Source organism: Shimazuella kribbensis DSM 45090 (assembly GCF_000428065.1).
GTDB lineage: Bacteria > Bacillota > Bacilli > Thermoactinomycetales > Thermoactinomycetaceae > Shimazuella > Shimazuella kribbensis.
Genome location: NZ_ATZF01000006.1, coordinates 132,127 through 156,911, shown reverse-complemented (window position 1 = coordinate 156,911; position 24,785 = coordinate 132,127). Strand labels below are relative to the sequence as shown.

25 protein-coding genes and 2 pseudogenes are annotated in these 24,785 nt (G+C 36.8%); 16 read left to right on the top strand and 11 right to left on the bottom strand.

Going from position 1 to position 24,785, the window contains the following annotated elements:
• Positions 1-117 precede the first annotated feature (117 nt).
• The 5 genes and pseudogenes from A3GQ_RS0111100 to A3GQ_RS0111075 form a co-directional block, all read right to left on the bottom strand.
• Positions 118-363 (bottom strand): hypothetical protein, encoded by a 246-nt coding sequence (locus tag A3GQ_RS0111100; RefSeq protein WP_028777104.1) that lies wholly within the window; start codon positions 361-363, stop codon positions 118-120.
• Positions 360-506, bottom strand: a complete 147-nt coding sequence (locus A3GQ_RS27700; protein ID WP_169818284.1) for a hypothetical protein — start codon at positions 504-506, stop codon at positions 360-362. The genes A3GQ_RS0111100 and A3GQ_RS27700 overlap by 4 nt, the downstream gene beginning before the upstream one ends.
• Positions 507-1,144: 638 nt before the next feature.
• On the bottom strand, positions 1,145-2,119 hold the full coding sequence (locus tag A3GQ_RS0111090; RefSeq protein WP_028777103.1) for a ring-cleaving dioxygenase: 975 nt from the start codon (positions 2,117-2,119) through the stop codon (positions 1,145-1,147).
• Positions 2,120-2,151: 32 nt separating this feature from the next.
• A pseudogene (locus tag A3GQ_RS28020) lies at positions 2,152-2,370 on the bottom strand (MarR family winged helix-turn-helix transcriptional regulator); the annotation flags it as partial.
• A gap of 341 nt (positions 2,371-2,711) precedes the next feature.
• A complete protein-coding gene (locus tag A3GQ_RS0111075) occupies positions 2,712-3,014 on the bottom strand; it encodes a hypothetical protein (protein ID WP_028777102.1) in 303 nt (100 codons plus the stop codon).
• Between the two features lie 1,014 nt (positions 3,015-4,028).
• Here A3GQ_RS0111075 and A3GQ_RS0111065 point away from each other — a divergent pair.
• Together A3GQ_RS0111065 and A3GQ_RS26965 are read left to right on the top strand one after the other, a co-directional pair.
• Complete coding sequence (locus tag A3GQ_RS0111065; RefSeq protein ID WP_028777100.1) at positions 4,029-4,643, top strand: suppressor of fused domain protein; 615 nt, start codon at positions 4,029-4,031, stop codon at positions 4,641-4,643.
• A 125-nt stretch (positions 4,644-4,768) separates the two neighbouring features.
• Positions 4,769-4,921, top strand: coding sequence for a hypothetical protein (locus A3GQ_RS26965; protein WP_156877666.1), 153 nt, complete (start codon positions 4,769-4,771; stop codon positions 4,919-4,921).
• Position 4,922: 1 nt separating this feature from the next.
• Here A3GQ_RS26965 and A3GQ_RS25690 read toward each other — a convergent pair whose 3' ends face one another.
• Entirely contained in the window at positions 4,923-5,426 is a 504-nt protein-coding gene (locus A3GQ_RS25690) for a CDI toxin immunity protein (RefSeq protein WP_051271617.1), read from the bottom strand.
• Between the two features lie 158 nt (positions 5,427-5,584).
• Between A3GQ_RS25690 and csaA the strand changes: the two genes are divergently transcribed.
• The gene (gene csaA / locus A3GQ_RS0111050; protein ID WP_028777099.1) at positions 5,585-5,914 is read left to right on the top strand and encodes a chaperone CsaA; all 330 of its coding nucleotides are present in this window, start codon (positions 5,585-5,587) and stop codon (positions 5,912-5,914) included.
• 67 nt (positions 5,915-5,981) lie between these two features.
• Here the strand turns inward: csaA and A3GQ_RS0111045 are convergent, their stop codons facing one another.
• A complete protein-coding gene (locus A3GQ_RS0111045; protein ID WP_028777098.1) occupies positions 5,982-6,827 on the bottom strand; it encodes an SDR family oxidoreductase in 846 nt (281 codons plus the stop codon).
• Positions 6,828-7,005: 178 nt separating this feature from the next.
• Entirely contained in the window at positions 7,006-7,794 is a 789-nt protein-coding gene (locus A3GQ_RS0111040) for a DUF4240 domain-containing protein (protein WP_028777097.1), read from the bottom strand.
• Positions 7,795-8,196: 402 nt separating this feature from the next.
• Between A3GQ_RS0111040 and A3GQ_RS28365 the strand changes: the two genes are divergently transcribed.
• The 6 genes from A3GQ_RS28365 to A3GQ_RS0111005 all read left to right on the top strand — a co-directional run bounded on the left by A3GQ_RS28365 (position 8,197) and on the right by A3GQ_RS0111005 (position 13,409).
• Positions 8,197-8,358, top strand: a complete 162-nt coding sequence (locus tag A3GQ_RS28365) for an ArsR/SmtB family transcription factor (protein ID WP_342664998.1) — start codon at positions 8,197-8,199, stop codon at positions 8,356-8,358.
• A 57-nt stretch (positions 8,359-8,415) separates the two neighbouring features.
• Positions 8,416-8,811: an SRPBCC family protein gene (locus A3GQ_RS0111030; protein ID WP_028777096.1), complete on the top strand. Its 396-nt coding sequence runs from the start codon at positions 8,416-8,418 to the stop codon at positions 8,809-8,811.
• A 38-nt stretch (positions 8,812-8,849) separates the two neighbouring features.
• Positions 8,850-9,218, top strand: a complete 369-nt coding sequence (locus tag A3GQ_RS0111025) for a DoxX family protein (protein ID WP_028777095.1) — start codon at positions 8,850-8,852, stop codon at positions 9,216-9,218.
• A gap of 580 nt (positions 9,219-9,798) precedes the next feature.
• Positions 9,799-10,056 (top strand): transposase, encoded by a 258-nt coding sequence (locus A3GQ_RS28510; RefSeq protein ID WP_083964198.1) that lies wholly within the window; start codon positions 9,799-9,801, stop codon positions 10,054-10,056.
• 324 nt (positions 10,057-10,380) lie between these two features.
• A complete protein-coding gene (locus A3GQ_RS0111010) occupies positions 10,381-10,953 on the top strand; it encodes a TetR/AcrR family transcriptional regulator (protein ID WP_028777094.1) in 573 nt (190 codons plus the stop codon).
• Positions 10,954-11,030: 77 nt separating this feature from the next.
• The gene (locus A3GQ_RS0111005; protein WP_028777093.1) at positions 11,031-13,409 is read left to right on the top strand and encodes a YhgE/Pip domain-containing protein; all 2,379 of its coding nucleotides are present in this window, start codon (positions 11,031-11,033) and stop codon (positions 13,407-13,409) included.
• Positions 13,410-13,543: 134 nt separating this feature from the next.
• Here the strand turns inward: A3GQ_RS0111005 and A3GQ_RS28505 are convergent.
• Positions 13,544-13,684: pseudogene (locus A3GQ_RS28505) on the bottom strand (IS5-like element ISSoc13 family transposase); the annotation flags it as partial.
• Positions 13,685-13,904: 220 nt separating this feature from the next.
• Positions 13,905-14,819, bottom strand: coding sequence for a LysR family transcriptional regulator (locus A3GQ_RS0111000; RefSeq protein ID WP_028777092.1), 915 nt, complete (start codon positions 14,817-14,819; stop codon positions 13,905-13,907).
• A 203-nt stretch (positions 14,820-15,022) separates the two neighbouring features.
• Here A3GQ_RS0111000 and A3GQ_RS0110995 point away from each other — a divergent pair, with 203 nt between their 5' ends.
• A complete protein-coding gene (locus A3GQ_RS0110995; RefSeq protein WP_028777091.1) occupies positions 15,023-17,206 on the top strand; it encodes a YhgE/Pip domain-containing protein in 2,184 nt (727 codons plus the stop codon).
• A 132-nt stretch (positions 17,207-17,338) separates the two neighbouring features.
• Positions 17,339-18,094, top strand: a complete 756-nt coding sequence (locus tag A3GQ_RS0110990; protein ID WP_028777090.1) for a MerR family transcriptional regulator — start codon at positions 17,339-17,341, stop codon at positions 18,092-18,094.
• A gap of 76 nt (positions 18,095-18,170) precedes the next feature.
• Here A3GQ_RS0110990 and A3GQ_RS26955 read toward each other — a convergent pair whose 3' ends face one another.
• Positions 18,171-19,136 (bottom strand): hypothetical protein, encoded by a 966-nt coding sequence (locus tag A3GQ_RS26955; RefSeq protein ID WP_156877665.1) that lies wholly within the window; start codon positions 19,134-19,136, stop codon positions 18,171-18,173.
• A 255-nt stretch (positions 19,137-19,391) separates the two neighbouring features.
• Between A3GQ_RS26955 and A3GQ_RS24135 the strand changes: the two genes are divergently transcribed.
• The 5 genes from A3GQ_RS24135 to A3GQ_RS0110955 all read left to right on the top strand — a co-directional run bounded on the left by A3GQ_RS24135 (position 19,392) and on the right by A3GQ_RS0110955 (position 24,763).
• A complete protein-coding gene (locus A3GQ_RS24135; protein ID WP_051271615.1) occupies positions 19,392-20,219 on the top strand; it encodes a CPBP family intramembrane glutamic endopeptidase in 828 nt (275 codons plus the stop codon).
• A gap of 82 nt (positions 20,220-20,301) precedes the next feature.
• Positions 20,302-21,003, top strand: coding sequence for a response regulator transcription factor (locus A3GQ_RS0110970; protein WP_028777087.1), 702 nt, complete (start codon positions 20,302-20,304; stop codon positions 21,001-21,003).
• Positions 20,996-22,030, top strand: coding sequence for a sensor histidine kinase (locus A3GQ_RS24130; protein ID WP_051271613.1), 1,035 nt, complete (start codon positions 20,996-20,998; stop codon positions 22,028-22,030). Before A3GQ_RS0110970 ends, A3GQ_RS24130 begins: the two co-directional genes overlap by 8 nt.
• 86 nt (positions 22,031-22,116) lie before the next feature.
• Complete coding sequence (locus tag A3GQ_RS0110960) at positions 22,117-22,893, top strand: ABC transporter ATP-binding protein (protein ID WP_051271612.1); 777 nt, start codon at positions 22,117-22,119, stop codon at positions 22,891-22,893.
• Positions 22,868-24,763, top strand: a complete 1,896-nt coding sequence (locus tag A3GQ_RS0110955; RefSeq protein WP_028777085.1) for an FtsX-like permease family protein — start codon at positions 22,868-22,870, stop codon at positions 24,761-24,763. Before A3GQ_RS0110960 ends, A3GQ_RS0110955 begins: the two co-directional genes overlap by 26 nt.
• Positions 24,764-24,785: the final 22 nt, after the last annotated feature.

The following is a 24,785-nucleotide window of genomic DNA, read 5'->3' as shown; positions in this document are numbered from 1 at the left end:
TACATCTCCTTTTGTTTTGTTAATCATATTTTATTGGATATATCATTGGGATTACATAGATTTCTATAGGTATTCAGCATATAAAAACTTTTATTTATATTTTTTTCCGATAAAAACTTAGAAAAAGAAAGTACCTATCATCGAATGGATTAATTGTACAAAATTGGATTCTTTTTGATTAGGAATAGAAATAGGAATGGTTTGAAGCTGGAATAAAAGCTTATTACAGTGAAAGTCTTCGTAGTAATAGGACGTTCGTTCCAACAAAAAAAAGCCCATTGGGCTAGATTGCAGGTCTCTTAATAGCTTTAATTTCAGCTTCTTGTTTGATGGATCGACGCGAAAGAAGTTCCAAAATTTCATTTCGCTTCTTGTGAGATGACGAGATGAGATAACAGTTTTCCATGTTCTTCTTGGATTTTCTCGATACGCTCTAGACGTTCATCGATTTTACCAAGGCTTTTAATAATGATACTAATTTGTTGTTCAAAATCTAAATCGTACATGTATAACAACCTTTCTCGAAGGAGATGAACATGATCAAACGTAACAATAAGTTGCCAAGCATTTGCAGCAAAACAATCAAGCCCGTTAAGGTGTTCCAACACCGAAGCGAGCAAAAGAAAAATAACTAAGATAAGCCCATTGTAACCGATGGAGTTAAAGGAGACAACAAGAAATGACGATCAAAGATCAGCTATACTCCATGCTACAACAAACAAAAAACGCTACTTATGGTTATATACACTCTCAGTTGTTATGCCTTTTAAAGAGTTTCGCCAACTAAATAAGTAGTTTTTCGTTTAGGAGAATCTACTTTGCAGTTAATAACATATTCTAGTGGATAGCGATTAACATCTTTTTGTTATTAATAGTAGGCGGATAGAGAACGTGATTTATAACATAAAATTTCACAGACAGAAGAGATAGAAATGTATTACTCGTGTATTAATTCGTGAAACATTCCGTCAATTTCTCTCTCTTATAGGGATGAAACTTGCAAGCGGCTCCTAGATGGCAGATGTACAATCTAAAAATGTACGTTGTGAAAAGAAATAATAAAATCATTGAAATTTACTATTAAAAATGTAAAGGAAGCACTACTAAAATTGTAGTACTTCCTTTTGTTATCACTTTTAAGAAATTACTGTACTTTTGTATTCAATGGTTTTAATTTTGTCTCTATTTGTTCCCTTTTTGGTTCGAGAAATGGAGGTAGTGCGAGAGATTCTCCTAGATGATTGATATCTTCATCTGTAGCAAAGCCAGGTCCATCAGTTGCTAATTCGAAAAGGATGCCATTCGGTTCTCTGAAGTAGAGTGAACGGAAGTAAAAGCGATCAACGAATCCGGAATTCGAAAGTCCTGCTTCGTTAATTCGACTGATCCACTCACGTAATTCTTTCTCGTTCTCTACGCGAAATGCTACATGATGTACACTACCACGTCCAGGGCGTTCAGGTGGGAGGTCCATTCTTTCTTCTACGTGGATTTCAGCACCAGTTCCCCCTTCACCAGTTTCAAATACTAAAATGTCTGGTTGGCCCGTTACTGGAGATGGATATTTTCCTTTTTTACGGAATCCCATCATCTCAGTTAAAACACCTACTGTTGATTTGGCATATTGTACGGTTAATTTAACTGGCCCTAATCCGATAATTCCATATTCTTTTGGGATTGGCCCCTTTTCCCAAGGGACTCCACCTTGAACTCCCTCATTATTTTCATCGGACACTAAAATTAATCGCTGTTCTTCAAAATCTTTGAAAGCTAAAGTAGACCGCCCTGCTCGTTCTGTGATTTCTTCATGCTTTACATTTAATTCTTCGAAATGCTGTTTCCAGTAAACTAAAGCCTGATCATTTGGGACACGAAGAGAGGTTGCAGAAATACTGTTAGTACCTTCGTGATTTTGTGCAAGCATAGGAATTTCAAAAAACGTCAATTCTGTACCAGGATTTCCTTTCTCATCTCCATAAAACAAATGATAAACGGAAGGATCATCCTGATTGACTGTTTTCTTAACTAATCGAAGACCTAACACCTTTGTGTAAAAATCAAAGTTTTCAGGAGCTTTTGCTGTTAATGCAGATACATGATGAATTCCTTTGAATTTCATAATATTTACCTCCTAGTAAATTTGCCTAATGTTTATTTTTGAATTTTTCTATGTAAGTCAAGAAGCTGTTTTTTCTCCTTTCGATCCAATTCGCAAAATTGTGATGCCTGAAATTGTTCTTGTTTCGGAACCACTTCATGAAATAACTCTTTTCCTTGCTCAGTCAATGAAAGATATTTTGTTTTCCATTTCTGTTCCCGTTTAATCCAGCCCAACTCTTCCATTTTGCTTAAAAGTGGAGTGATATTACCTTATCTGAAAACTTTTCCAAAAAAGCATTAAATTAGTCATGTTCTATATGAGAATGTGACGAGTTTGGTTCGATCACAACTAGAAAACAGTATAAAAGGCATAATTAACGTTTCGTTTTTGGTACATCAAAAAAACACCATCGCTGGTGGCGGCTTTTTCAATCACAGAACCAACTCTTTGATTTAATAAAAACATCTTCCCCATCAATTAGCGACCTTTTCTTCCCTTTCCACTCTCTTGTAGGGATAGTATCAGCAAATGTGTCATTACCCGCAAAGTAGATTTCATATTATAGGATACATAGTGTGTACAATTACGTACTTGGTTGAAAAAGTTAGATCTAGTCATCATAAGACCATATGTGAAAGACTGCGGCGATCCCATCACTCCTAGCTTGATCAAAACACTCCAGTGATTCCTTTAATTTATCATCTTCCTCATACTGCTCTCGACTTGCGATAAATTGATCTACCATACTTATTACTTCCCAACCTTCATCGTTAATGTAGTTACTTGCTTCAGTCAATGCCAAGTTCACATCTGTTGAGTCAACCCAACAGTTTATAAATGCACCTGCACAGTCATCTTTTTTTGGATTATCCGAATGTGGTATTGCTTCAAACATAAAATAATAAATCGTCATTGTATCCTCCAACTAAGTATTTTTCTTATGAACGATACTACCCGAAATTAACATGTACATCATAAGACGGCAGCTATAGACTTTCATCTATTATTCTAGCGATTAATGTAACAATACACAGTAGCTCTAGTAGAAACGAAACAATATTTGATGCTACATATGAAAGAGTCAATCCATGGAAAATTATCAACACCATAACTGGACATATTGGACAAGTAGCCGGGCATTATCATAGTGCTAAATCAGATCTTGCACGTTACGATCGTGCTACACAGGACATAGTGCATGCTTTAGAACTAGCAAAAAACGAAATAGATGAAAGAGAATTAATGCTACTTATGAAGGTTAAGAGAGGTACGCATGCAGAGGCGAATAGTGAAAGATTTTATGTATTAGAGGAGTATTTATGCATTAAAAAAGAGTTTAAAAAAGCTGCCATTGAAGTCAGACAAATACGGGAACAGCACCAGTTACGCAAATACAAGCTGCGAGAGTTAAAACAGATAGCGTACATTTTCAGATCGGAAACTCAAAATCATAGCGAATTAGCTTCCCAAGACAAGAATTTATCTAGTTATAGATGAGTTCTTTTATTGTCGATATTGAACAATGTTTGGATTGGTGATTCTAGTTCATCTCCACATGCTGTTCTATTTAGTGATCAGAGTACTTGAGGAATGAATGTAAACTATCCCCCTTATAATCTGATTTCTATCAAACTTGTTAGCTTTTCTGTTATTGATAGATATTGGAAGATATATAATATCATCGAATGAATTTATTTGCTGTATAAGGGAGTTTCCTTGTTCTATAAATGGTAGTAGAGAGTTGGGGAAAAATAGAGAGTATCGCATTTTGCCCGATACCTTGTCTTGAGGCACATAAAAAAGATATCCTAAGTTTGGATACCTTTTAAAATGTATATTTGGATAGGAATACTGGAGAGATAAGTTGTACCACATTTTGTTTGTCCATATGACATTTATCACATCAACAACAATCGGAGGTTAGGAAATGAGTGAGATAGAGCAAAATCAAGGTTGGGACTGTATTACAGAAGTATTTTCAAAAAAGTATCCAGATCAAGAAAATCCTTTACACTTTGGTACTTTACGTAAATGGAGACTGGGCGGAAATGATCCTTTAGATGGAATCAGTATTTATGATGGGGGAGACTATTATCATTTTGTCACATATGGGCTTTCGGAGTTGCATGAAAAGGAATCGGAAGATCTGGAATACAGCGGATATGGTTTTGAATTAACTGTAAAATTGAAAAAATCACCAAAAGTGGACGAACAGGAATTAAAGGGAATGGCAGGTGTCTTACAATCATTGACACGCTATGTATTTGAAGGAAATGTGATCTTTCAGCCATATGAATACATATATACAGGACAAGAGAGCGGGATGGATACGGAAGGAACTTCCAATATTACTGGATTTATAACTATTCCAGATGAAGCGGGTGTGATCCATACACCTAATGGAAAAGTAGAATTCGTACAGTTGATCGGTATGACAGATCGTGAATTAAAAGCCTTAGTTAACAAAGAGTATACGGTAAAAGAGTTGTTGGATAAGTTGAGCCATGATATTACAGATTACAACAGAAAAGAATTAATTTGAGATAAGGTATAAAAAACAGAGATTTTTCTCTCTGTTTTTTTATACTAAAGGTTATTCTGAACATTTATCAATTTCGTTTCTAAATTACAATTTAAATCTATTGAAAGAAATGGAGTAGTTACAGCATGAGTAAAGGTACCAAAAGTGAAATTATTAGCGCCCTAGATCAACTGCATGAAGAAGATATGAGGTATCTTTTTGCCTTAGTGATCGGCTACATTGATGATGAAGAAGTCTTACAAACAATTTTAGAACGTGCGGAGTCCATGGAGCCATAGATTAGTTTACCCATCCGATGTGAATCGAATCATCATGTGAAAATTCAACGACATATTTTTGCATAGGGGAAAAAATATACATATCAGAGCCTATCCAAATAATTTCATTTATTTTTTCAAGTGATATCCGTTCCCATTTTGTTTTAATAGATGGGTAATCACCATATCCCCATAAGATATATATTGGAGTCAATATGCTAAATCCTATCGATGTTAGGGTAGATGGTATCTCAAGAATATCGTCTATTTTTACATTTATTTGATGTACACTTTTCATTCCCCAGTTGATTTTATTCCACGTAATCGGGAATATATCACAAAACTGCTCTACTACTTTGTCGCTTAAACCTTCATCTAGAATTTCAAAGTCTTTTGGGTCAGCGAATACAGTTAGTAATTGATTTTCGAGTTCATTTATCATATTTTTCTTTTGCTGTCGTTCATTCTTTTGTTGTTGTTGTGCTAATAATGCATGCAGTTTATTTTTTCTTTCTTCTCTATTCATTTCATTTCCCCATCACTATCATTTACACTATTATTATAACTTATGAGTCTAAATCTAGCATGTTTATTCAGAACAAAAGATTGGACAACATAAAATATTTGATGAGTTCTTCGTTTAGTGAATCGAGAAGCCATGGTCATAAATAGGGAGGAATAAAAATGGTAACCGTGGAAGATTTCCAAAAGTTAGACATCCGTATTGGAACGGTGATCAAAGCAGAACCGTTTTCAGAAGCAAGAAAACCTGCCATAAAGGTAATGATTGATTTTGGTAAAATCGGGATCAAACAATCTTCCGCTCAAATAACAAAAAGATATAACCCTGAACAATTAGTGGGTAGGCAAGTCGTTGCAGTAGTGAATTTTCCTCCTATGCGTATTGCTGGTTTTAAATCGGAAGTATTGATTATTGGAGGAGTACCAAGTGATGGAGATGTTATTCTTTTAAAGCCTGATGAATGGGTGGAAAATGGTACTCCCATCTCATAAGTCATATATGTCATTTTGTTTATTATTTTTGGTGAGGGATATCTTTTTGATAGATATCCCTCTTCTATCAGCTCTTGCTTTTTGTTGTTCGTGATGCTAATTTTATCACTCGCTGCTCCAGCCATTCCCAAGGCAATAAACTTTTGAGCAACAGTTGCATTTTTACGTTCTTTCCAATTGGATATCGGAGTTTTGGACGTTTGGAAGTAGCGATTTGCACGATTAAATCAGCTACTTCTCGAGGATTACCTGCGTTTTTGGAAGTTTGGTCGATTTCTTGGAGAATGTTTGTCAAATAAACTTCATAGGCTGATGTGGTTTGTTTCGATTGGGTTGTCATGCCTTTGGACCAGATGGCTGTTTTGTATGATCCCGGTTCTACAAGCGAGACATAAACTCCATAAGGTAGCATTTCTAAGCGAAGAGATTCGCTAAATCCTTCGATCGCATGCTTGGAAGCGGTATAAGGGCTGAGTGCTGGAAAACCAAATCTGCCACTTATACTACTAATGTTGATAATTTTTCCCTGTTTACGTTCTCGCATAAAAGGAAGGACAGCTTTGGTCATAGCGATTAATCCAAAAACATTAGTATCAAATTGATGGCGGTATGCATCGATGGATATGTCTTCGACAAATCCTGCTTCGGCATAGCCAGCATTATTAATTAGCACATCTATTTTTCCTAAACGCGAGATGATTTGTTTCATCGAGGTAGTCATTTCGTCATGCTTCGTTACATCGATCTTTACCACTTCTATATTTTCAAGTTGGTTATATGTCTCTAGAGCTGGGCTTTTCTCCGGATTTCGCATGGTTGCTACGACATGATATCCACGTTTGGCTAAAGAAATACTCATCAGCAAACCAAACCCACTTGATGCACCAGTTATCAGAGCGACTGGTTTTTCCATTTTATTTCCCTCCAAGATCCATACATATTCATCTTTCTTAAGTAAACATACAATAGGAAGATTGCCTCCTTTTTTATGTTCGAATACTCCGTGAAATCATATTGTTCAGTTTCAAGTTATGGAGTTATCAAAGATAAGTATTCAAAATAAAGCTGCTCACTTTTGAGAGTGAGTGGCTTTATTCTAGAGGATTTTGACTATATCTATCCCATAACAAAGGGAATTTCTTGCGTAGGCTGTCCATATCTTCTTCATCCCAATCCAATTCGATGCTTGGTTGTAAGTATTTGTCACCTGATATTTGTTTGTATAATTTAGAATAATGTTCATCATCAAATCCTGTCTTTTCCTCATAGGCCATACTAGCGACATAGAGTAAATCTTCAAGCTCTGGAACTTCCTGTTCTATTTCTAATGGTTGGAGATGGGGAATAATAGATTCCGGATTATTTATGATAGATTCATATGTTTCTTTTCCTAGAAATAGTAACCATGCCCGAAAATAGTCAAAGGAATCGTCTGAACATCCGCCCATGATGATATAAGCAGCAGCCCATAAATCGGATGTATAAGATTGGTAATAATATTTTTTTAAAATAAAATCAAACTCTACAATATCTTTTATTGGTTTCCTTGATAAATGGAGTTCTAACCATTCCAGTTGATCTTCTGGATCCTCTTCTTTCTTCTTAGCAGTTTCTAATAGTTCCCAAAAAAGTGTTTCCGACATCATGTTTTTCTTTACTATATCTTCAGTCGAATCCGCTATAACGTATCCTTTCTTTAATTTAGATTGAATCAATTTATCCGCTTCTTTATGACTGATTTCTTCCGATTCAAACTCTTTCATCTTCACCGTTCCAGTTGTGCCAATTTTTCCATATGTAACTAGAAATGTATTCTCTATAACATTTATTTCCCAAAATTTTTCCGATGTACTATCTCTATAGATAAGAATCCTTCTCATAAAAACACTCCATTCTTAGATATCATAATCATAATTGTAATCCTATAAAGGTTCTACAGGTAATAAATGTGTGTTACCCATGCTGATTTTGGGTGTTTTTGCCCAGTCGGATAATTTAAGCTCTTAAGTTGAGATTAGCAGAGAAATTGGAAATCATTTCAGATATGTCCTCCGTATTCCAATCGTTCACATACTCCTAATAGTGAATCAGATTTAAAATAAAAAGAACAGCTTGACAAGACACCATTAGGTTTCGTATTATGGAGTTAAATATTTGAGACACTATTTGGTGTCCTTTAGATGGCGAAAGCTAGGAGGAGATGTTAATCACGCCGTTTCTGATTCAACACGACGAGAACTGATTCGCCTTTTGGCAAATGTAGAGGAATTGCATCTCTATGAATGAACGGATCAGTTTCCAATGGATGCACAGCAGTTTCCAAACATTTGGTGATCCTCAAAGATGACGGTATTGTCACGAATCGAAAAGTTGGTCGAGAAACGAGGTATCGATTGAATCCCGAACCACTCCAAGAAATACATGACTTGGGACATATTACATAAATTTTTGGAACGAAAAAAAATTGCTTTTGGATCAAACTATTAGAGGAGGAAGAGTAAATGCCAACAGTTTCACTGGATTTTGAGTTTAATCATTCAATCGAGCGAGTATGGTCAGCTTTAACGGATTCAAAAAAGCTAGCGAAATGGGTAATGGATAATGATTTTAAACCAGTCATGGGGCATAAATTTCAATTTCGAACGAAACCAAACAAGTGGTGGGATGGAATTATCGATTCGGAAGTGCTCGTTTTGGATGAGCCCAATAAGTTATCTTATAGTTGGCTAACAGATGGGCAAAACACTATTGTTACATGGACATTGAAAGAAGCGGACGATATTACTTATTTACACCTGGAACATTCTGGGTTCGAAAATGAAGGCCATGCTTACAACGGAGCGAAACAAGGCTGGGTGCTTATGCAAAACAAACTTGATAAGTTATTAGCACAATAATTAAGAACGAATTCTTAAAACATCAGGAGGAAATCATCATGACTATCTTTTCTATCGTTCTTCAAAGTTTACTAGTTGCGTATTATATCTTCTCAGGCGTCAACAAGATCGCAGGAGCCAAATACTGGGTTGATGTGTTCAATGATATAAAACTGCCTCATTGGTTTCGTGTTGTTACAGGCGCCATCCAACTCGTGGGAGCTGCTATACTCATTATCGGTTACTGGTATGCTGAAGCGGTTGCATGGGGTGCTATCTGGCTTGGAATCACGATGATAGGTGCGATTATCGCTCATGTTCGAGTGAAAGATCCTTTTAGCAAAACGGCAGCAGCTATCGTTTTTACTGTATTAATCACCATTCTTGTAAGTATGAATGCAAACAGTTTATTTCATCTTTTTGCATAAGATTATATCCTTGGTTACAAATAGTGATTTCTGCAAGTTATCAAGTCTGTTTATTGGTAAATATTTGTTTTATTACCATATATAAATAAAATGTCCGATTAATAGTAATTTGATAGTAATACAGAGCAATAACATTTATATAACTAGAAACAGATGGTTAAACTATGTATGGAACTAAGAAAAAGCCACTATGATATGGGCTGTTGACAAAAGCAGTTTAGGAGCATTTCTCCTAGACTGCTTTTGTTTTATAGCTAAAGCCATAGTATTCATAACAAAGCCACTCATCTTAGAGTAGCTTTATTCTAAAGGATTTTGACTATATCGATCCCATAACAAAGGAAATTTCTTACGTAGGCTGTCCATATTTTCTTCATTCCAATCCAATTCGATGTATGGTTGCAAGTATCTGTCACCTGATATTTGTTTGTATAATTTAAAATAATGTTCATCATCAAATCTTGTCTTCTCCTCGAAGAGGCAGACTTTGAAAATCTTAGCATCGATTCCACCGTCATCAAAGCCTATCAGCACAGTTCAGGTGCTAAAAAGGAGCTCTAAATCATGAAGAGAACAGCATATTGGCATCATTCACGGAGGAAAAACCACGAAAATCCATGCCATTGTGGATGGCTTAGGCAATCCGCTTCTTTTGAAACTAACAGGCGGCAATGTGCATGACTCACGCCCTGTTTGTGACATGCTTGATCTTTTCAAAATTGCAGGAAGCAATATTTTTGGCGACAAAGCCTATGGTTCAAAGAGCATTCGTGATTATATCACGGCTCATAACGCATGCTATACTATTCCGCCAAAAGCTAACACACAACAGCCGTGAGATGTCGACTGGTACATCTATAAAGAACGTCATCTCATCGAATTTTTTTTCAACAAACTAAAGCACTTCCGTAGAATCGCCACTCGGTATGACAAGTTAGCTACGTCTTTTTTGGCGTTTATTTATGTTGCTTTCATTTTTAAATTGACTCAATAATTAGTTTTCAGGCACATCCTAATCCCATTTTTAAATAACAACAAAGTTTACAAAAAAAGCTTATTTTTTTAAATCAAAGTTGAAAAGATGAAAATGGTATGTTAAATTAAGAATATCAAATTGACCATAATTCATTTTTGGTCAATTAGTCAAAAGGAGTGTAATACGTTGAGTACAAGTAAAAAGAAAGGTATCTTAGAGGCAGCGACAAGATCTTTTGGAACATTTGGTTATAAAGCTACAACAATGAGTCAAATTGCAAAGCAAGCAAACGTTGGAAAAGGTACGATCTATACTTTTTTCAAAAATAAAGAGGAATTATTTGATGAAATTATCAATAATCTAATTTTGGATATGAAAAGTGCAGCGGAAAATGCCATTTGTGATTCTGATTCTTTTATTATCCAAATTCATAAAGGAATCGAAACAATAACGGAATTTCAAAAAGAACATGATTTAACGATTAAACTTCTTCAAGAACAACGCGAAATTGGGACAATTGAGGTCCATGACGCAATTAAGAGACTTAACAATGTGGTTATTCAATATCTTAAGCATAAGATTGAAGAAGCAAATAATCGAAATGAAATCGTACAATGTGATGCAGAAATTACTGCTGTAGTTTTATATAGATTGTATACAACACTAGCGATTGAATGGGGCAGAGATCACGAGCCTCTAGATAAACAACGTATTACAGAACTATTTAATTTCTATATTTTAAATGGATTGTCAAAATGATAATCCATTTTTAAATAAATAAAATTGACCAATTGGATAATTTGGTCAATTGTCCAATATAAGAAGGAGAGAGATACGTGTTTTCACAATTTGGAAAAGAATTTAGCCATCTTGTACGAAACAAAAAGCTTTTAATTCCAGTGATTGCAGTATTGTTAGTGCCATTATTGTATAGTGGAATGTTTTTATGGGCTTTTTGGAATCCGTACGGAAGTTTAACGGAATTACCCATAGCAGTTGTAAATTTAGATGAAGGAACAACAGTTGACGGAAAGTCTTTAAACATAGGAAAAGATTTTGTTAAGAATCTTAAAACAGATCACAATTTCAAATGGAAGTTTGTTAGCAATGAAAAGGCTATGAAAGGTTTGAAAAATCAAGAATATTATATGGCAGTTCGTATTCCTGAAAACTTTTCAAAAAACGCTGCTTCTGTTTCTGAAAAAAATCCAAAACATTTAACAATGGAATATATTCCAAATGAAGGATTCAATTTTCTATCAGCACAAATTGGGAATTCTGCATCTGAAAAGGTAACAGAAAAAATTTCTAATACAATTACTCGAAACTATGTAGAAGCGATTTACGATAGTATTGGCGAATTAACTGGTGGAATCGCTCAAGCTAGTGATGGGTCAGCAAAATTAGATAAAGGTGTTGGAACTGCTAAGGATGGTTCTCAGAAACTTGCAAATGGACTTAAACTATTAGCAGGTAAATCAGTTGAATTAAAAGAAGGTGTTAGTAAATTAAATGATGGTTCTCAAAAAGAGAAAAATGGTTTAGTAGCATACACAAATGGTCTAGGACAATTATCTCAAGGGATTAACCAACTTCATAATGGTGTAGGACCTCTTTCAAAAGGTGTAAGTGACTTAAATGCTGGAGCGTCTAAGTTAAATACTGGTACGAATTCTCTGTCATATGGTCTAGATCAATTATATTCAGCAAACGGTCAACTACTTGACGGCTCAAAACAAGTGTTAGGCGGGTTAAATTTATTAAAAGGAAACCTTCCTCAGTTAAAATCCGGTACTCAGCAATTAGCAGACGGTGCAAATTCATTATCAACTAATTTAACTACATGGCAAAATAAGGCGAATGAAGCGAAAATAGGAGCTAGCCAAGTAGCTGACGGGCTGTCTCAATTACAGAAAGAAGTAGCACCATTATTATCTTCATTACCTAAGGAACAACAAGACGCTTATAATTCAAAAATCGAAGCGTTAGTTTCAGGTAGTAAGCAAGTTGCAAGTGGCGTAGGTGATTTATCATCTGCAGCAGGGCAACTAGGCCAAGGTGGTAAGCAAGTAGCAGCAGGAGCAACTACTTTAAATGAAAAAAGTAATGAACTTACGGCAAGTGTAGGTAAATTAGCTGCTGGTCAAATAAAATTGACAAATGGATTATCTCAATTTGGTGAAAAACTCGGAGAAGCAAACAACGGTGGAAAACAGCTTGCTACAGGAACTCAAGCTTTAGCAAATGGAACAAATAAACTGTCAGAAAGCTCACCAGTATTAGTGTCTGGTATTAATAAACTAAATGATGGAGCAAATAAATTAAGTAGTAATTCACCAAAATTAGTAGATGGTATGAGTAAAATTGCAGGTGGAATAGGTCAAATAAGCGATAATACACCAGCGTTAGAAAATGGTGTGAATCAACTGGCGGATGGATCTAATCAACTGAACAGCGGATTAGGAAAAATTAAAGATGGATCACATGAGTTATCAACAAAATTAGGTGATGCTAAAGAGCAAACAAAAGATGTTGGTGTAAATAATAAACAATTAGATATGTATTCAAATCCAGTTAAATTGAAAAAAGAAAGTATAAATAAAGTTCCTAACTATGGAACAGGTTTCACACCATACTTCCTTTCAATGGGATTATATGTAGGTGGTCTATTGATGTCGGTTGTTTACCCAATAAGAGCTGCTGCATCACGTCCTAAAAATGCTTTTGCTTGGTTTGCTGGAAAAACAGGTATTTTAATGGTGGTAGGAATCATCCAATCAGTTATTGCAAGTGTTGCATTAATAAGTATATTAGGTCTAGAAGTTAAATCTTTACCTTACTATTTATTAATTAGTCTTGTTTCGAGTTTCGCGTTTTTAGCGTTAATTCAATTTTTAGTAACTGTTTTTGGAGAACCAGGAAGATTCCTTGCTATTATTGCGTTAATTTTACAGCTAACAACAAGTGCTGGTACATTCCCATTAGAACTAGTACCGAAATTCTTACAACACTTTAATGCGATTTTACCAATGACATATACTGTACAAGCATTTAAGGTAGTTATTTCCACTGGGGACTATAGCTTAATGTGGCATAATGTAATAATCTTATTAGGCTTTATTGTCTTATTCAGTGTATTATCCTTAGCATACTTTGTGGTAGCTTTCAAAAAGCAATACGGAAGTGGAATGGAACAAAATACTGTAGAAGCATAATAAATCAAACGACATGTAGCATTTGCTATGTGTCGTTTTTTAGGTAATGCTCGTAAACATTGTTCTATAACAACAATGTTTACGAAAACAGCCTTTATTTTTAATTAGGATGTATCTGAAAACTAATTATTCAGTCAATTTGAAAATGGAAGCAACATAAATAAACGCCAAAAAAGAGTAGCTAACTTGTCATACCAAGTGACAATTCTACGGAAGTGCTTTAGTTTGTTGAAAAAACATTCGATGAGATGACGTTCTTTATAGATGTACCAGTCGGCATCTCACGGCTGTTGTGCGTTAGCTTTTGGCAGAATAGTATAGCGTGCGTTATGAGTCGTGATATAGGTAAAAAATGTGTGTTACTCTTTGCTAGTTTTGATGTTATTGATTGTTGGATAGATCAAACTCCTAAGTAAGTTATCAAGTTATATAATAAATATTAATTATTATTTGATAATCAGACAAAGTAATAACATACCCAATAGGGAAAAACCACTATTTAATATGTGGCTTTTTTTGTAACTCATATTGTAGTTTCTGGATAAAAATCGTTTCTGCTTTGGAAAATCGTTTTTCTTCTGCACGAACCCATCCTAAGTAGATTGGTTCTGGCCTTGGGATATCAATTTCCAATAGGACAAGTTCTCCATTTTTTACTTGGGGCAGTTTAACAAAGGAAAAATCGAGTCCAATTGTAACTATATTTTCTTCGTGTAATGCTTGGAAAATAGCATCCTGATTATTGGTGGTGAACAATATATTTGCGTTTCCATATGTTTTTTGGTACTTCTCCATATACCATTTCATGTAATCATCGTTATAAAAAACAAAGGATTGCTGAAGCAATTGAGCAGGTGATATGGTTCGTAACAAGGACAGCGGAGATTTTCGACTGACGCACACAACCATTTTTCCTTTGAGAAGATGGCCAAAGGTGAGATGGGGATTTTTTTGCAACAAGTTTTCAAACAAAATGATCAACCCTAAGTCTACTTTGTTTTTACGAATATCATCGATGATCTCTTGTGTACCTTTTTCACTGATTTCCATCTGAATTTGGGGATAAGACGATTTAAATTGAATCAACGTATCGAGATAAAGGGAAAGAGGGCCTGGGATAGTTGCCAGCCGAAGTTCACCTGTCTGCATATTAGAAAAATCATTAGCTTGATCTTTTAGTTCTTGCACCTTGCTCATAATCTCAAACGCTTTTTTTATGATGATTTCTCCTTCCGCTGTAGGCACAGTTCCTTGTCTCGACCGTTTAAATAAGGTTATACTAAGTTCTTTTTCTAAATGGGAGATTGACTGACTGACAGCAGATAAGGTGACATGTAAATTTTTTGCTGCATTCGTGAGGGAGCCTGTTTTGGCTACTTCTATGATGCATTCCAATTGTTCTAGGTGCATCCTTATCTCACATCCTTAAATGATAATTAATCTGACATCATTATAATTAAATTTACCTAAATGTATAACATCGGTAAAATAGGTGCAAGTTCATTTTTTGCTAACCTCATTTTACGGAAAACAGGGCAATATATTTGCCGTTAATAAAACACGGAATATTCTATCATTTATATAAAATTATCTATTTAGGGGATGTGAAAATCATGAAGTTGTTTCAAGTCTTTCTAGACGATCTCAAACATTTTTTCAAGAAACCAATGTTGATCCTTACCTTTTTAGGAGTTGCATGTGTACCCATTTTGTATAGTGGTTTTTTACTCAAAGGAACATGGGACCCTTATGGGAAATTAGAAAATTTGCCTGTGGCTGTAGTAAATCTAGATAAAGGTGCTACGTATCAAGATAAAACGATGAATGTAGGGAAAGAATTTATAGACGAACTAAAAAAGAATCCAAAATTCAATTGGAAGTTTGTGGATAAAAATGAAGCGATGCAAGGCATGAACCATAATCGTTATTATGCGATGATTACGATACCAAATGATTTTTCTGCTGATGCTGCTTCTTTGAACAGCGATCATCCGCATCAAGCAAACATTCAATATGAATCCAATAGTTACTATAATTTTATCGCTGGTCAGATCAGTGAAAATGCGACCAAAGAAATGAAGGCAAAACTCTCAGATAACGTCACAGAAGCTTATACTCGCAGTGTGTTTACACAATTCAGCAAACTGTCCAAGGGTTTACAAACAGCAGGAAAAGGCGCTTCCGATTTGAATAAAGGAGCCGTCCAATTAAACGAGGGACAATCTAAAGTCACAACCAATCTAGCCAAGTTATCATCTGGAGCCATTACGATGCATGAGGGCACGGAGAAATTAAATGATGGATCAAGGAAACTGGAGAAAGGGACAGCAGAACTACAAAAAGGTGCACTCGCTTTGGCAGAGGGGACACAAAAACTTGCTAATGCTGGGCAGCAATTAGAAGCAGGAGCAGGGCAAACAGCAACAGGTACAGAAACATTAGCGAAAGGGATTCAAACTTCCAAACAAGGTGCAGATAAACTAACAGATGGACTAACTACCTCCCTAAAAGGTAGCCAACAGTTGGAGGAAGGTTTGTCTACTTCTCAGAAATCGAGTAAAGAATTATCAAATGGAGCAGAGCAAGTGGCGAATGGTCTGCAACAATATCAAACAGCGCACCCTGAACTAAAATTAGATCCTAATTTTCAAAAGCTACTGGCAGCAAGTCAAGCAGTCTCCACTGGTTCAAAGCAATTAAGTGATGCTCAATCACAATTACTAGCTGGTAGCCAATCCCTTACCAAAGGACAAGAACAGTTACTATCTGGTAGTAAGCAACTAAGTCAAGGGAACAGTCAACTATTACAAGGTGCGAACAAATTACAAGCTGGACAGCAACAATTGTCGGATGGACTGCATCAATACAATACAAAATTTACTGGTGTAGTAACAGGAAGTCAAAAGTTAGTCCAAGGTGCAAGTCAAATCCAAAACGGAGCGAGCCAGCTCAACGCTGGTATCGGTGAATTGTCTTCTGGTACTGGGAGTTTTGTGACTGGTACAAAACAACTAGCTGATGGTTCGTCCAAACTACAGTCAGGGTCTACCAAATTGAGCGAGGGATCAAAAGAATTAGCGACAAAACTACAAGATGCAGCAAACGACACCTCGAAAGTGAAAGCAGATGATCAAACAATTCAGTTGTTCTCTACTCCGGTTTCGATCAAAGAAAATGACGATCGGCATATCGATTTGTATGGGTATGGAATCGCTCCCTATTTTGTATCGCTTGCGTTATTTGCTGGGGCGCTTGTGTTTACAACTGTGTATTCAGCTCGATCATCGAGTACACAAAAAGAGGCTGCTGGGTGGAAATTATTTGTAAGTAAGACGATGACTTTTGCTTTGATGAGTTCGGGACAATCGATCATTGCTTGTACGATTTTGGTTTATTTACTTGGGATAGAAGTTCAAAATGTAGCCTTATTTTATGCCTATACAGCACTTGTATCGTTTACTTTTATGTTTTTCTGTCAAGCGATGGTGACATGGTTGGATCAGATTGGCCGATTTATTATCTTATTGGTGATGATCTTCCAATTGGCTTCTAGTGCAGGGACTTTCCCATTTGAACTATTACCAGATTGGGCAAAAGCACTAAATCCATGGTTGCCGATGACATACAGCATAAGAGGTTTTCGAGATGTCATTTCCAGTGGAAATATGGGAGATTTACAAGTACAAGCAAATCATTTGTTTTTATTCCTTGTTGCCTTTCTTGTCATTACGTTGGGATATTTCTTATTCAAAAGACCGAAAGGAAGGAAACCATCGAACGTGGTGTTACAAGCTTAGCCCTTTCCTGATAATCAACTCTATTTTAATAGGGTTGATTTTTTATTTTATTTGTTTGGAAAAGGCACAACATAAAAGGGTTGACTCTTACCTTAGGGGAGGATTTATGCTCAAGGAGAAAGGGGAGAGGCGATGTATTTTACCGTAAAGGAAATGGCAGAGATGTCTCATATAACAGTGAAGACATTACACCACTACCACAAGATAGGACTGCTTATTCCTGCAAAAATAACCGATGCCGGGTATCGATTGTACAGCATGAAAGAACTAGAACGATTGCAGCAAATTTTATTTTACCGTGAGTTGGATTTTTCATTACTGGAAATTAAGCAGTTGTTGGATCATGAATCGATTAGGCAAAAGGTACTAGAAGATCAGAAAAAATTGTTAGTTATGCGTAGAGATAGGCTCGATCAATTATTGGACACGATTACTAAATCGATTGATTATGAGAAAAGGGGAGAAACTATGGAGAAAAAGGATTTATTTAAAGGATTCACGAGTGAGGCAGAGTGGAGAGAGGCATTAGAGGAACAAGATCAGCATTTACAAGAGACATATGGGTATTCTGTGTTAGATGAACAACCGAAAATGGAAGTAGACAAACTCAATCAAACCGCAGCAGAAGCTGCTCATTTTACAAATAAGATGATCGAAGCTTTACAAAAAGGAACAAAGTTTAATGATGAACAAGTGTTACAGACGGTTGGAGAACATGTGGCTTATTTAAAAGCCCAACATTTGCTAGAGAGTGATGCTCAGTTTGTAGAGCAGACGAAATTTTTTTTAGAGGATGATTTTCATCGATCGATGTTGGAGAATCAGCAAACGGGACTTTCGTATTTTTTATATGTTTCGGCTCAAGCATATGCTCAACATAATGCATAATTGCCAGAGATGTGAAATTGTGTAAATAAAATCAGTGCCCCCGTGTTCCGTACACGGGGGCACCACACCTTCTGGATCAGAAGAGTACCGGCAACGCGAGCTCGAAGAGTACCACCAAAGCGATCACGATGAGTGTCACTCGGTTGTACACAACGTGGAACACCGATGCTGCCAGTACAGCCGTACGACGACAATTAGTGCGTCGGAAGGTACGCAGGTAGATGGCCATGAACACGCTACCCATGATCACGTGCGGCAGGAACATGCCGAACACATAGTACAGAGACGGCAGGTGGAACAGACCAAACGACAGACAGCTACGGAAGCGCTCCCAGGTCCTCCAGTCCTCCGCTCCCTCGCGAAATGCCTGCTCTTCGTAGATGGCGGCCTTGTTGGTGAACGGCGAGTAGCCTGTGCTCTTCTGCCAAGTACCGAGCTTGTTGTCGATCACTACCAGAAGCACGAGGCCAGCGATGGCTGCCACCATGCTGGTCTTCTTTCCCAGCTCGATGGTTCCTGTCAGCGGCGAGTAGATCATCCAGGGCATGAAGTGCGTCTGCAGATAGATTAGCCCGATGAAAAAGGCCAACATAGGGATGGCCGACGCGTAGTGCCACCAGCAGAAGTACCGCCGCAGATTACCGAAGTTGTACACAACATGTGTCTGTTTTTTTTTCGTTGCGGAAGGCAGCAACCAAGAGCAGAACCTTGCCGAGCCAGTGTCCTTGGGACGGACAAAGTCATGCAGGTGCCAGTGGTCTTTCGGCAGAGTCTCCCTGAGCTGACTCAGAGCCAGTGCGCCGTTCGGGTGACCGGAGAGCTCTTCGAGCAGTACTGCGATCCGTCGGAAGGACTCAGGTGTGTCCTCGATGCTGCGATAGTAGACGTCACCGGGCTTCCAGTTCTTGAGGAAGTAGTTGATGTCCGAGCTGGTGAAGTCGACGGTTCCGTCGAGCTTCTTGTCGAGCCAGATGGTTACGACGCCGTCGTCGATCTGGATGGTGGCGAGACCATCGATTTCCATGCGTTCCGTCTCAGTCACGATAACTCCTGTGTCGAAGGTGTGATTTAATTTTCATTATATTATAGGAATAAGCAAATTGGGAATAGAATACGGCATAAGAAAAAGGGGTTTTTTAAAGAGGATGTGTTTATATGTAAATTTAAGGAATAGAAATATCGTTTTTAGAAATCTTACAAAACTGCAATCTTTCTCGAAGAAATGAAAGCTAGATCGATGGTTGATCTCTCCTGTCTGCCCTAAGATAAAGATAAATCTGAAAGGGGAGACAAAAAAATGAGGAAACTATCGATGGAAGTTTGGATTTTTATGGTGGGGACGATTGGTTTGACGATTCTTTTTCTTTCTTCATCCAATCCTATTTTGCAGGCACTTAGCCAAGCCTTGCCCATGTTCGTAGCGATGATTGTTGTGTTATTTGCAAAACGCCAAGGAAAATGGAAAGAACTCGGTATTTTTCGTATCGGAACATGGAAGGGTTATTTATGGGTGGTCGTAGTAGTCTTCCTGTTGATAGTTAGTTTTTTAGTGGCATGGGCATTCGGTGTGGTACAGTTGCCAACAATCACAAAAATGGCGATGACACAAGGGGATCGTGTACTATTCGTAGCTAAAATATATTTCTCTTTTGGTTTTCTACTAGGTCCTATTCTGTTTGCACTTGGAGAGGAGATCGGATGGAGAGGATATTTGCAATCCAGGCTTATCAAGGAAGTAGGCACGCAAAAAGCTTTATGGATTACGGCAATTTGTTGGGCTATCTTTCATATTCCATTTTTCTTGCTGGTTGCCTACACGGAAACAGGAAATATGTGGGTGAATCTGTTGCTCTTTACGATCATGATATTCCCCCTTTCCTACTTGCTGGGGTGGATTCGTATCGCGAGTGATAGTATTTGGCCTGTAGTATTGTGTCATGCTCTGATTAATCATATCCGTGGTTTCTTAGCTACGCTATATTATGTAAAGCAACCTTATTGGACATATATAACAGGAGAAAACGGTGTCATAACAATTGTAATGTGGATTTCCCTTGCTTGGATGGTTCACAGCTACGTAATAAATAAGCGAAGCTCTCTTTCAAGTGATGAGATAAAAAGCTAATTCCCTCAGAATTGGCTATTTTTTTTGATGTTTGTTACCCTATCATCATGGAAAATAGTTAACTATTGTGGAGGTTTATGGAGTGTATACCATATACATAGTAGAAGATGAACGGAAAATAGCAGAGGCGATCTGTTCGTATCTAGAGCCATACGGTTATCACATACATATTGTTCAAGATTTTACGGCTATCCTTAAGGAATTCGAAACAGTAAATCCTCAACTTCTTATATTGGACATCAATTTACCTTATCAAAATGGTTACCATATCTGCAAATTAATAAGAGAGAGGTCAAGTATCCCTATTCTCATGTTATCTGCTCGTTCTAGTGAGATGGAACAAGTACTTGGAATGGAAAATGGCGCAGATGATTATATGCTAAAACCATTTCATCTGGAAGTACTACATGCAAAAATCAAAGCTTTGTTGCGCAGATCATATGGTGATTTTTCGGAGTTATCACAGCCCGCGGAATTACAATCAGGCGAGTTAGTTTTATCCATTCCTCAAATGGAAATATTGTATCGAGGAGAAACACAGACACTTAGCAAAAATGAGTGGAAATTATTGCGACTGTTTATAGAGAACAAAGGCAAAATTTTGTCTAGGGATACATGTTTGGAAGCTTTATGGGATGATCAAACATTTGTAGATGATAATACTTTATCGGTGAATGTGACTCGTTTACGCAAAAAATTACAGCAATGGGCTTTAGAAGATCAAATCCAAACCAAGCGAGGATTGGGCTATTTATTCGTGGATGCGGGGTCAAAAGATGCGTAAATCCATCCTTTTTTATTTGCGAACAAAGCTTCCTTTGATTGGCTTGGTATACGTAACGGGTACAACCCTTTATGTATTATTTGCCATTGGATTTTATTATTCAGGCTATAAAACGGTTTTTGATTGGAGCTTATTTGCATATGGTTGTTTGCTGATTACAAGCATCCTTTTGGGTTTTCTTCTCTGGCAAGGGTTTCGTTATGTTCCTCATTATCAAAAGTTGGATCAATTGTTAATAGACAAACAGCTTGGAATGGAAACACCAAAGAACAGCCCAATGGAATTTCAAAGATTTTGGGACGTTTATCAACATATGTACAAAACGGTTAAAGCAGAACATGTTGAGTTAGAACAAATTCATCAACGCCATTTGCAATTTATTCATATTTGGATTCATCAAATGAAAACATCTGTGGCAACACTATCTCTCTTGTCTCAACAATATGATAATGAACAGAAAACCACACTTTTAGAAGAAGTAGAAAAGATAGACGACGGGCTTGATTTGGCTTTGACGATGGCTCGTTTGGATCATTTTGTCTCTGATTATCAAGTGAAACGACTTTATATAGCCGATATCATTCGCGAAGTGATCAACGAGAAACGCAGGTTATTTATTCGCAGTCATATTTTCCCCAAAATAGAAGAGCAAACACAAAATTTAGAAGTGATCACAGATCCGAAGTGGCTAAAATTTATATTGGAGCAGTTGATACAAAATGCAGTGAAATACACCATACAGATCAAAGAAGAGGCATATCTTCGTTTCTCTATTACAGAAGAAGAAAATACAATATTACTTTCAATAACAGATGAGGGACCTGGTATCCCCAAGCAAGATCTTCCTCGGATATTTGATGCGTTTTTCACAGGCGAAAATGGGCGAAGATTTGCTGAAGCGACCGGAATGGGCTTGTATGTGGTTCGGGTCATTTTGGAGAACTTGCATCATTCCTATGAAGTAGAATCAAAAGTAGGTTCTGGGACTACCTTTCATATCCGTTTTCAGAAGGTGACAAAAATGTAAGGCCAACGGTGTTTATTGAAAGGAAAATCGATGCCTAAAATAATATGATACTGCTAGACTTGAAGGAAATGAAAGGGGTTTTTCACATGATATTAGAGGCAAAGAAGATTAGTAAAACGTATGGAAACTCCTCACAAACAGCTTCCTTTCAAGCATTGGATCAATTTGATATTTCCATCAACAAAGGTGAATTTGTGGGAATTATGGGGCCTTCAGGAAGTGGAAAATCTACGTTATTGCAGATCTTAGGAACGATTGAGCAAGCTACTTCTGGAGAATTGAAGATTGATGGTCAAAATGTCGTAGGGATGAACACAACGAAGCTCGCTGATTTTCGCAGAGAAAAGCTTGGGTTTATTTTTCAAGATTTTCAGCTTCTGGATGCTCTTTCCCTAAAAGAGAATATTTTAATTCCGCTTGTATTAAATAAAAGATCCATTACAGAGATGGAACAAAGAGTACAAGGGATCAGTACATATCTTGGAATAGATACAATACTTGAAAAACACCCATATGAAGTATCAGGGGGACAAAAACAACGAGTTGCCGCTGCTAGAGCATTGATCCACCGACCTTCTCTCGTATTGGCGGATGAGCCAACAGGTAATTTGGATTCCAAATCCGCTAAATCGTTGATGAAAGTTTTAGTGGAGTTAAATAGCAGAGAACAAGCTACTGTACTTATGGTTACACATGATGCAGTTACAGCAAGTTACTGTGACCGTATCTTATTTATCAAAGATGGCCATTTAGAAAATGAGATATATTGCGGAGAGGAAAGGTCAGCGTTTTATGAGCAGATCCTACTGGTTCAATCGACCTTAGGAGGAGAAATTCATGACGTTAAAAGCCTTCGCAATTAAAAATATCCAACACCATCGAAATAGCTACCAAGCTTATTTTTTGAGTTGTATTTTTGCGGTATGGGTCTTTTTTCTATATGCTTCCTTGCTCTTTCATCCTATTTTAGATAATAAGCTCATTCCTGAGCAATTTGTATTTTTGTTGTATATGGTGGAAGGTATTGTCGCTATTTTTGCTTTTTTATTTATTGGTTATTCACAATCTGCATTTTTGCGAAATCGAAAACAAGACATTGGACTTTTGCAGGTATTGGGGATGCCTGTAGGTCAAGTTGTTCGTATGTTATTTTGGGAAAACCTTTTCGTTGGTTTTCTAGCACTTCTGGTTGGAGTTATTGCAGGACTAATCAGTGAGAAATTTTTTTTATTAGCTATTTCTTATATCTTGCATATACCAAATCCTATACCATTCGACTTTTCATTTGTGGCAATCATGTTTACGACTTTTTTCTTTCTCTGTCTCTTTCTGATTTTATCTTGGTGGAGTAGGTATTCGATTCAAAAACAATCCATTAATGCAGTCTTACGAGAAAAAGTACAAGAGAAAAAGAGGCCCACTTTTTCCATTTGGCTAGTGGTTGTTTCCTTGGTTTGTATCCTAATGGCCTATATGCTTTCCTTTACTATCTCGTTTGCAGGTATGATGAAATATTTTTTGATTATTCTTGTCATGATCTTAATTGGAACCTATCTTGGTTATACTCAATTGAGTGTTGTTGTAATTAGCCTGATCGAAAAAATGCCTAAGTGGTTTTACCGTAAAATCAATATGTTTCTATTTTCACAGCTTCGCTTTCGATTGAAAGATAATGCTAATATTTTATTTCTTGTTACGATTTTTACGAGTATCGTTTTGACAAGTGTAGGAGTAAGTATCACTTACTATATGGAAGCAGATAAAGTAGCTCAAGAACAGGCTCCCTATCATGTAAGCATGATCAATAGCCCCATCAATCCCTCCCAAATGCAGCAAAAAATAGCTGCAAATGGTTTGCGTTTACAAAGGTATATTCATTTTTCGATCATACAGATGGAAACAACAGATCGAGCGAAAAATAAGAACAACCCTACTGTATATGTCATGGATAACTCCGCTTTAAATGTATTACTCAAGCAAGCAAATCAAGAAACGGTCTTGATCGGTTCTGGAGAAGTAGTGCAAGTGAAAAACAGCGGCGCATGGGCGAAAGACAAGAAACAGAATAAATCGGATCTGTTTTCGGTTCAACACCATAATCAGTTGTCTTATCAGTGGAAATGGTCAGATAGTGTACAAGGTATCCTTTTCAACGAACATGATCAAACACGACTGATGTGGGCTGTAGCCGATGATACATTTCAAAAACTAAAGAAAGGTAACGAAGTTTTGTCTGTTGAGGCATACCAATTTACGAATTATCAAAAGACGAAAGGGTTATTGTCTGATCTGAAAAAGATGTATCATCTACAACAAAAAGATGAGATGCAAGTCAATGGAACGTTTATCGTACAAACATTTTTTCAAAACTTATTTTCTCCCTTGTTGTTTGTCAGTGTTTTTATTGGTCTTTTATTCTTTTTAGCAGCAGGTAGCATTTTGTTCTTTCGATTGTACATTGAGTTGCCAGTAGAGCGTCATCAACTTTCTTTGTTAAGTAAGTTAGGATTACATGAAAAAGAAGGACAAATGATATTGGTGAGGCAGATCCAGATTTTATTTCTCTTGCCATTTGTAGTTGGTAGTATTCATTCGATTGTAGCATTGCATTTGTTTAGTTTTTTGTTAGACCGTCCGGTCTATGTTAGTTTTCTGTGGATATGGCTGATCTATTTCGTTCTTGGAACGGTTTATTATGGATGGACAAAGCGACAGATGATTCGAGCATTGTAGGTTTTGGAAAAATAAGATTTTT

Bases quoted from the DNA above. Each gene is read 5' to 3' on its own strand.
- A3GQ_RS0111100 (WP_028777104.1), bottom strand. From the start codon at position 363: ATGAAATTTTGGAACTTCTTTCGCGTCGATCCATCAAACAAGAAGCTG.
- A3GQ_RS27700 (WP_169818284.1), bottom strand. From the start codon at position 506: ATGTACGATTTAGATTTTGAACAACAAATTAGTATCATTATTAAAAGC.
- A3GQ_RS0111090 (WP_028777103.1), bottom strand. From the start codon at position 2,119: ATGAAATTCAAAGGAATTCATCATGTATCTGCATTAACAGCAAAAGCT.
- A3GQ_RS0111075 (WP_028777102.1), bottom strand. From the start codon at position 3,014: ATGACGATTTATTATTTTATGTTTGAAGCAATACCACATTCGGATAAT.
- A3GQ_RS0111065 (WP_028777100.1), top strand. From the start codon at position 4,029: ATGAGTGAGATAGAGCAAAATCAAGGTTGGGACTGTATTACAGAAGTA.
- A3GQ_RS26965 (WP_156877666.1), top strand. From the start codon at position 4,769: ATGAGTAAAGGTACCAAAAGTGAAATTATTAGCGCCCTAGATCAACTG.
- A3GQ_RS25690 (WP_051271617.1), bottom strand. From the start codon at position 5,426: ATGAATAGAGAAGAAAGAAAAAATAAACTGCATGCATTATTAGCACAA.
- csaA (WP_028777099.1), top strand. From the start codon at position 5,585: ATGGTAACCGTGGAAGATTTCCAAAAGTTAGACATCCGTATTGGAACG.
- A3GQ_RS0111045 (WP_028777098.1), bottom strand. From the start codon at position 6,827: ATGGAAAAACCAGTCGCTCTGATAACTGGTGCATCAAGTGGGTTTGGT.
- A3GQ_RS0111040 (WP_028777097.1), bottom strand. From the start codon at position 7,794: ATGAGAAGGATTCTTATCTATAGAGATAGTACATCGGAAAAATTTTGG.
- A3GQ_RS28365 (WP_342664998.1), top strand. From the start codon at position 8,197: ATGAACGGATCAGTTTCCAATGGATGCACAGCAGTTTCCAAACATTTG.
- A3GQ_RS0111030 (WP_028777096.1), top strand. From the start codon at position 8,416: ATGCCAACAGTTTCACTGGATTTTGAGTTTAATCATTCAATCGAGCGA.
- A3GQ_RS0111025 (WP_028777095.1), top strand. From the start codon at position 8,850: ATGACTATCTTTTCTATCGTTCTTCAAAGTTTACTAGTTGCGTATTAT.
- A3GQ_RS0111000 (WP_028777092.1), bottom strand. From the start codon at position 14,819: ATGCACCTAGAACAATTGGAATGCATCATAGAAGTAGCCAAAACAGGC.
- A3GQ_RS0110995 (WP_028777091.1), top strand. From the start codon at position 15,023: ATGAAGTTGTTTCAAGTCTTTCTAGACGATCTCAAACATTTTTTCAAG.
- A3GQ_RS0110990 (WP_028777090.1), top strand. From the start codon at position 17,339: ATGTATTTTACCGTAAAGGAAATGGCAGAGATGTCTCATATAACAGTG.
- A3GQ_RS24135 (WP_051271615.1), top strand. From the start codon at position 19,392: ATGAGGAAACTATCGATGGAAGTTTGGATTTTTATGGTGGGGACGATT.
- A3GQ_RS24130 (WP_051271613.1), top strand. From the start codon at position 20,996: ATGCGTAAATCCATCCTTTTTTATTTGCGAACAAAGCTTCCTTTGATT.
- A3GQ_RS0110960 (WP_051271612.1), top strand. From the start codon at position 22,117: ATGATATTAGAGGCAAAGAAGATTAGTAAAACGTATGGAAACTCCTCA.
- A3GQ_RS0110955 (WP_028777085.1), top strand. From the start codon at position 22,868: ATGACGTTAAAAGCCTTCGCAATTAAAAATATCCAACACCATCGAAAT.